The following is a 5,924-nucleotide window of genomic DNA, read 5'->3' as shown; positions in this document are numbered from 1 at the left end:
ATTATTATATTTAAGAAAATTTTTTTAAAAAATCTAGTTTGAAAAACTAAAAAATCTAGTATAAAAAACTAAAATCTAGATTAAAAACTAAAAATATAGTTTGAAAAACTAAAAAATCTAGTATAAAAAACTAAAATCTAGTATAAAAAACTAAAATCTAGATTATAACTAAAAATCTAAGTATTAAAAAATAAAAAATCTAGGAAAAATAATTTAATTTTTTTAATTGAAAAACAAGACTCAATTGAAAAAAAATAAATAAATGAATGAATGAATTAATGAATGAATTCAATATTTTAAAATAATAATTATTACTCAAAAGGAGAAGAAAATGAAAAAGGAAAGCAAAATTATTTTATTAATTTCATTTCTCATATTGGCAATGATTGCAATTCCATCAGCATTTGCTATGGACCCAGACAATAATGCACTTGCTATGGACCCAGACAATAATGCATTTTCTATGGATCCCGACAATAATGCAATAGCTCCAGACAATATCACCATAGAGGATGAAGCTAATGAAATAAAAACTACAAGCAACATGGATATAATCGCATCAAATGATGACAATACACTTGGTGCAAATACAGACTATTACTTTGATGCCTCCCTTGAATCAGATACAGGGGATGGAAGCCAATCCAATCCATACAAGTACCTTACTGCAAGCAGAATCAAATCCAACTCAAACATACACCTTGCAAGTGGAGAATACAAGCTTGACAGACGTGTAAACCAATACAATGTAAACATTTTTGGCAATGATGCACTCGATACAATCATAAAATACAATGGATATGGATTCACCGTATCAACAACTCTCAGTTTCACAAACGTAAGCCTAATCGGAATAAACATATACAATACAGGTACCCTGAATGCTACTAATACAATCTTCAGAGAGGGTACCGGTTACACTGCAGACAGCTATAACAATAATTTTGGAGGTGCAATCTACACCCCATACAGTTCATACAATACATATAAGCTATACCTTACAAACTGTACTTTCATAAACAACACTGCAGAATATGGAGGAGCTGTCTATATGGACAGCGGAATAATCTCAATTAACAATTCCCATTTCATAAACAACACAGCAAGAAACTATGGAGGAGCTGTAGCATTGGAATATAACTCAAGAACTACAATAACAAATACCGAATTCATTGGAGACATTTCAATAAATGATGCCGGCGGAGGATTATACCTTCTTGAGTCACCCCTTACAGCAAGCAATCTCAATTTCACAAACTGCAGTGCAAGCTTCGGCGCAGGATTATGCAGCCTAAACTCACAAGTGAGCCTAACAAACATTAAGGGAAAGGGCAACAGGGCCAAGTTCAATGGAGGAGCAATCTTCCATATGTATGGAACATTCACCTTAACAGAATCTGAATTTGAAAACAACAGCGCACGTAACGGAGGTGCACTATTCATTGACAATTCCACCTCATTGACAATAACAAACAGTCAATTCAAGTACAACAATGCATCAATGACTGCAGGTGCGGTTTACTCACTTTTAAACACCCTTAAAAGAGGACTTAGCTTAAGCGACAAGATTACAGGAAACAGCTTTGAGTCAAATGAGGCAAGCCTCTTCAAAGACAACTATGAGGTAGACCATATTGACCTGAACATAGGCAATGGAAACTATACCATGTACCAGTATAAGGAAATTGAAATCGATGAATTGCCAAGCAGGTATGACCTTAGGGAATTGGGCCAGGTCACAAGCGTAAAGGATCAGGAAACCAGCGGAAACTGTTGGGCATTCACTGCAATGGCTACAATCGAATCCTGTATATTAAAGGCCAGTGGAGAATATTATGACTTCTCAGAGGACAATATCAAAAACCTAATGGCATTATATTCAGATTACGGATGGGAGATTGAAACCAATGAGGGAGGATATGATGCCATGCCTGTCGGCTATTTCGCATCATGGCTCGGACCTATAAACGAGACAGAAGATCCAACAGACGACAAGGGAATGCTTTCACCAGTTCTTAACGGAAGCATACATGTTCAAAACATCATTTTCCTTGGAAGAGAAAGCTATACTGACAATGATGCAATCAAGGAAGCATTGATGAGATATGGTGCTGTAGGAACCAGCCTTTACTTTGACAGTTCATATTTAAAGGGAAACAGTTATTATTACAATGGCAACAGCTATGGAAACCATGCCGTAACCATCGTAGGTTGGGATGACAACTATTCAAAAAGCAATTTCCTCCGCACACCTTCAGCAAACGGCGCATGGATTGTTAAAAACAGCTGGAATGATGATTGGGGAGAGGACGGATACTTCTACGTATCCTATTATGATACAGTCTTTGCACCTGTTGGAGACAGTGAAGCATCATATACAATAATCCTCAACGATACAATAAAACTTGACAAGAACTACCAATATGACATTGCAGGGAAAACAGATTATTTCTACAACTCCTATTCAACAGTCTGGTACAAAAACAAGTTTGTTTCAACAGAGACTGAAATATTGGCTGCAGTTTCAACCTACTTTGAAAAGTTGACTGACTGGGACCTTTCAATCAATGTCAATGGAGAATCAAGACTCAATCAGTCCGGTTCAAGCATTGGAGGATATTACACAATAAACCTTGACAGCTTCATCCCCCTTGCAGCTGGAGACATATTTGAGATAATCTTTAAGATCAATCCAGGAAGCAAAGCAGGAGTTCCAATTTCAGAAAAGATTTCACTCAACAAGCTGACCTATGGAGAAAACATTTCATTCATCAGCTATGACGGAGTTAACTGGAATGATCTCTATGACTATTCATGGTCCTATGACAGCCACACATATGACTCATCAGTAGCTTGCATCAAGGCATTCACAATCCTTTCAGGAATTAATACCGAGACATCTATTGAAGCCATATATAATGATTATAACCCTGTCAAACTGATTGCAAGTGTCATTGACGAATATGGAAACATCGTAAAAAGCGGAAATGTTACATTTAACTTGGCAGATGAGGAAATCACCATTGAACTTATTGATGGAGTAGCAGAACTTGAATACAATTTCCAACATCTGGAAAACTTTGTCAATGCAAGCTTCAGCGGAGAAAACTACCTTGACTCATCAAATTCAATATCAGTTATAATCTCAAGGATGGATGTAGAAATTGATATGGAAATAGAAAGGGGCTCAAACAATGCTACAATCAGCATAAGCTCTTCAGAAAAGATCAATGCAACTGTAGTTTTAAGTGTGAATGATGACGAATATATCATTGAATTGATTGACGGTGAAGGAAGCATAATCCTTGAGGAACTTGACAAGGGCAACTACACTGTAAATGCAAGACTCAACAACAGTGAAATCTATAACAGCACTGAAAAGAGAGATAATTTCAGCATAAGCCTCATTACAACTAAAATTTTAGCTGAAGACTTTGTAACCGATGACTACAGTGGAGAATTATATGAAATCACATTGGTAAGTCTTTCAGGAGAGCCAATAGCTGATGAAAAAATCAGTTTCGTCATTGAAAGCAATTTCCTAACCGTAAAAACCGATGAAAATGGTAAGGCAGCCATTCCAATCAGCCTCGGCGGAGGAACTTACCCAATCACAATCAGCTTCAATGGAAATGATGAATACCTTCCATTTGAAATGGAGAAAACAGTTAAGGTAAAGGACAAGGTAAAAATCGAAATTGAAATCATTCAGAATGTGGACAGCATAGAAATTGAAATCAGGTTGAACAAGACAATCAACGACACAGCAAATATTAATTTCAATGGAGAGACCTATCCTGCAAGCATAAAGGATGGAGAGGGAAAAATAGAATTTGAGAATTTGGCAAAGGGCAATTACACAGTCACTGCAGAACTTGCAAATGATGACTATATTGCAAATCTTGCCGAAGGCTCAATTGAAATAGACCTTCATTACTTGACAATTATTGCCGATTATTTTGAAACAAGTGACATAAGCAATGATTCATACAGCATATTCCTATTGGACGAGGATGAAAATCCGATAGCAGGCAAAACAATTGTATTCAATCTGAATGATGAAGAAATCATTGGAACAAGTGATGATGAGGGCAAGGCCACAATCCAAATAAATCTTGAAGGAGGGGAATATGAAATCACTGCATCATTTGCTGGAGACAATGAATTCTACAGCGCAGATGCAAGCAATCTAATCAAGGTCAAGGACAAGGTGGAAATTGATGCAGACATTTCCAAAAGTGCAGATTCTGCCCTGATTGTAATAAACCTCTCAAAAGCAATTGATAATGGCATAAACATTGTCTTAATCGATAAAAACAGCAATGAAACTAGAAACTATAGCGTTGATGCATATAATGGAAAAGCTTCAATTACAATAAATGAGCTTGAAAATTCAGATTACCTGATAATTCTCTCCCTTGCTGAAAATAGCGAATACATATCCCAAAACAGGGAAATTGACTTTGTGATGAATACAAAGGAAACAAAAATCATTGCAAATGACCAATACATTGGGGAATACAGCGGCAAAAGCTTTGAAATCACATTGCTTGATGAAGAGAATAATCCATTGGCCAATAAACAGATAATCATTAACCTTGATGGAGTAATATACTTTAAAACAACTGATGCTGATGGAAAAGTTTATCAAACCGTTAACAAGGCAATTGGAGACTATGAGATTTCTGCAAAATTCAATGGGGATGAGGAATACAGAAAATCCGAAAGCTTAAATACAATAAGGGTCATTGAACTTGTAAATGCTGAAATCGACGTTGAAATTGATCTTGACAGTGCAGAAATATCAATTAAGCTTTCAAAAGACCTTAATCAAACAGTTTCCATTTCAATCAACAACAGGCCATATATTGTTGAGCTTAAAAATGGTGAAGGAAAACTTGACTTAAGCGATCTTGAGGAAGGAAACTACAAGGTGGAATTGGAAATTGAAAACTACGGCATAAGCGAAAGCGAGGCATTTGAAATTGTAAACAATATAATCCTTATTGCAGAGGACTTCACATGCTACAACAATTCAAATGCAAGCTACACTGTCCAATTCCTAAACGGCAACAAGACATTGGCAAACAAGACAATCACCTTTGTTTTGGATGGCCAAATCATCAATAAAACAACAGACAACAATGGAAAGGCTTCAATTGAGATTGACCTTGACAAGGGAGTCTATGACATTGCAATCATCAATATGGAAAAGGGCATAATTGATGCAAGGAAGATAAGGGTTTTAAGCTCAGTTACAAACGCAAGCTACCGTCAGGCCACTAAAATCATATTGGCAAACATGACTACAACTGCAATTACAAACACAGCAGAAAGAAATGGAGAATACTTCAATTTCAGATTGACTGACATTAATGGAAATGCATTGGCAGGCAAGAAAATATCCGTTGGATTCAATGGACATATCTACAACTATATCACTGATGAGACAGGTGCAGCCAAGGTTCAGGTAAATCTCAAGGCAACAGGAGGATACACATTTGCTGTCGTATTCCTTGGAGACGATGATTATAATGCATCATTTGAGGTTGCAAAGATTACCGTAAACCCTCAAAAGCCAAGTCTGACAGTTCCAACAAAAAGCTATAAGGCAAGCGCCAAGACAAAAACATTGACAGCGACCTTCAAGGACGCAAGAGGAATTGTTTTAAAAGGCAAGAAAATTAGCTTTACAGTTAATGGAAAGACTTACATAGGCACAACAAATACAAAGGGAATTGCTACAGTTAAGGTAAGTTTATCCAAGAAGGGAACTTATTCAGTCACAAGCAAATTCGAAGGAGACATAACTTTTAGTTCTATTACAAGAAGTTCTAAACTTGTTTTAAAATAGAAGTTTGTATTCTTCTCCTTTTTATTTTTTTAAATTAAAATTTTTTAATTTTTTTTCGCTTTCAGCTAAT

Annotated in this window: 1 protein-coding gene; it reads left to right on the top strand. The window is 36.1% G+C overall.

Annotation, left to right across the window (positions count from 1 at the left end):
- Positions 1-331: 331 nt before the first annotated feature.
- Positions 332-5,854 carry an Ig-like domain-containing protein gene (locus Q0138_RS05740; RefSeq protein WP_297981955.1) on the top strand — a complete coding sequence of 1,841 codons (5,523 nt, stop codon included), beginning with the start codon at positions 332-334 and terminating at the stop codon, positions 5,852-5,854.
- Positions 5,855-5,924: the final 70 nt, after the last annotated feature.

Origin of the sequence: uncultured Methanobrevibacter sp. (genome assembly GCF_937906425.1) — an archaeon.
GTDB lineage: Archaea > Methanobacteriota > Methanobacteria > Methanobacteriales > Methanobacteriaceae > Methanobrevibacter.
The sequence above is the reverse complement of the archived record's forward strand: the minus strand, read 5'-3'. Positions and strand labels throughout refer to the sequence as shown.